At 43.8% G+C, this 2299-nt stretch carries 2 pseudogenes; one reads left to right on the forward strand and one right to left on the reverse strand.

From position 1 onward, the window contains the following. A pseudogene (locus tag RJ41_RS19215) lies at positions 1-1789 on the forward strand (hypothetical protein); the annotation flags it as partial. A gap of 64 nt (positions 1790-1853) precedes the next feature. Here the strand turns inward: RJ41_RS19215 and RJ41_RS14715 are convergent. Next, positions 1854-2299 (reverse strand): annotated as a pseudogene (locus tag RJ41_RS14715) (hypothetical protein); the annotation flags it as partial.

Consider the following 2299-nt stretch of genomic DNA (forward strand, 5'->3'; position numbering starts at 1 on the left):
TCTTTCTGAGATCACGCTGGTTTTCTTAGACGAGAACGGCAATCCGTTTGGCGCAGGAGCGGTGCTAAGCCAATCTGGCACAGCTATAGATGAGTGGAAAGAAAGAAAAGCGGAAGCAATTATTCCAGTGGGTACACGTGCGCTTTCTTATACTATCCGTCTTAACAAGCCGAGTGGACACGGGCATAACGTTCAAGTAGACGATGCATTCATTAACATTCACGATATCAGCGACCCTGATAACGACGGTTTGGGTTACACCGCTGAAATCAACGAAGGGACTGATCCTAACGACGCTGACACCGATAACGATGGTATTCCAGATGGTGTTGAGTATTTAAATGGTCTAAACCCATTAAATAGACGAGATGGAGACTTAGACCAAGATGAAGATGGTTTCTCTAATTTTGAAGAGTTTAGCCTAGGCACCGACATCAACGCTGATGATACTGATGGCGATGGTATTCCAGATAGATCAGATAACTTTCCTACCCAGCCTTATGCAATCGTTTCTGGCCTTATTGATGTAGTAGACCTGGGCGATGTAGATAACGACTTGGTTAACGACTATGCCGTTATTGAAAGCGATGACGAAGGGAATATCTCAGCGGCACTAGTGTCGGGTGGAGATATTTACTCGTTGCCTAAGCAGACAGCGCATTGGGCCAATAAATATCAATCGACTCAAGTAATTGTGTTAGACGATATGACAGGTAACGGTGTGCCTGACATCGGTGTATTTGGTGTAATTGAGCAATACGATGAGTTCGATAACATCAGCCTTAAACCCCAGCTTGAAGTAAGAGACCCAGTAGATGGGAGCGTAGTTAAATTTAATTGGCCATCTAACTGGGTTGAAGCTCGTGTTAAGCAATTAGACGACCTTAACGGAAATGGGCACAAAGAGGTAGCGCTTGAAGGTCGCTTCTTAGTAGATGGTTTAAGACCACAACTAATCGTAAGAGACGGTTTATCTCGCGAAAAAATTGCGACATACAGTTTCCCTAACTTGTTTAGCGCACCACAGTGGCATCAACACAGTGACATGAACGGTGATGGTGTTGGCGATATTTCGTTATCAGGAAAATTGTTTAAAAACAGTAAAACACAAATCAAAGTGCTTAATGCAAAAGTCGCAGACGAAAGACTTTATTCATACAACTTTCCAGATAAGTGGGATGCGGTAAGTTGGAATAGATTAGCCGATATTAATGGCGATGGAGTTACCGACTGGGGAATGCTGGGCACCAGCAAAGAAGATGGGCGCATTCAGCTATTCACTAAAAGTGGAAATGAAATTAGAGGAACTTTAGGGATCTTCGCTTGGCCAGAAGGCATGCAGAATGTGCAACTTGAGGTCGTAGAAGACTTAAACTTCGACGGTATTTCAGAGCTTATGCTATCTGGGTTCAGAACTGATGTTCAAAGACATCAAATATCGGTTAAAAGCGGTACAGACCGAAACGAACAGCTGTTACGACTAACGTGGGCAAATAACTATTCAGAGGTTTCGTACCATGTACTGAACAATATGAATGGTGACGGCATGGCAAGTTTTGCTCTATTAGGTAAAGACGAAAGATCTAACCAGTATGTGCTTTCTATTGCGCAAGTAGATACAGCACTAAGCAGTGAAACTACGCAAATCAACCTGGGTGCAAATTGGAGTGAGCCGCCAACCATTAAGTTGATAGACGATGACAACAATGATGGCAAGAAAGAGCTGCTATTTATAGGAAAAGACAGCAGCAATGAGTTGCGACTTAGAAAAGTAAGTTCTTCTTACTAAGAAGTACATGCTTACATAAATATAAGAGGGCTAAACGGTAAATGTTTAGCCCTCTTTTTATATTCTAGTAAGTGACCATTGAAGTACGCCCAGCTTTACCCCCAAACACCACCACATTCGGCACGCCATCACCATCGGTATCACCAATCTGATATACGGTTGGGGGGCTATCCCAGTCGCTGCCTAAATTCATAATGGTAATACTTTCCCCATTTTTAGTATTAACAATGGCGAGTTGGTGATTACCTGACGTACGGTTTACGCCTTGTAATGCCACGTCGGCTAGGCCGTCACCGTCCATGTCGTCTAACACATGGAAGCTAACATCATCCCAGCGGTTGGGCCACGTTATGTTGCTAAGCGTAATGTTACGGTTGCTGCCATCTTTAATTTGCAGTTGATAGCGGTTGGTCTCTGTATTCAAGCCTGCAGCGGCGAGCTCTGGTGTACCGTCGCTTGATATATCAGGAATAGTCAGCAGGGAAGGCTTATCCATATTCGGCCATGCAT

The organism is Alteromonas marina (assembly GCF_000808575.1).
GTDB classification, from domain to species: Bacteria; Pseudomonadota; Gammaproteobacteria; order Enterobacterales; family Alteromonadaceae; genus Alteromonas; species Alteromonas marina_A.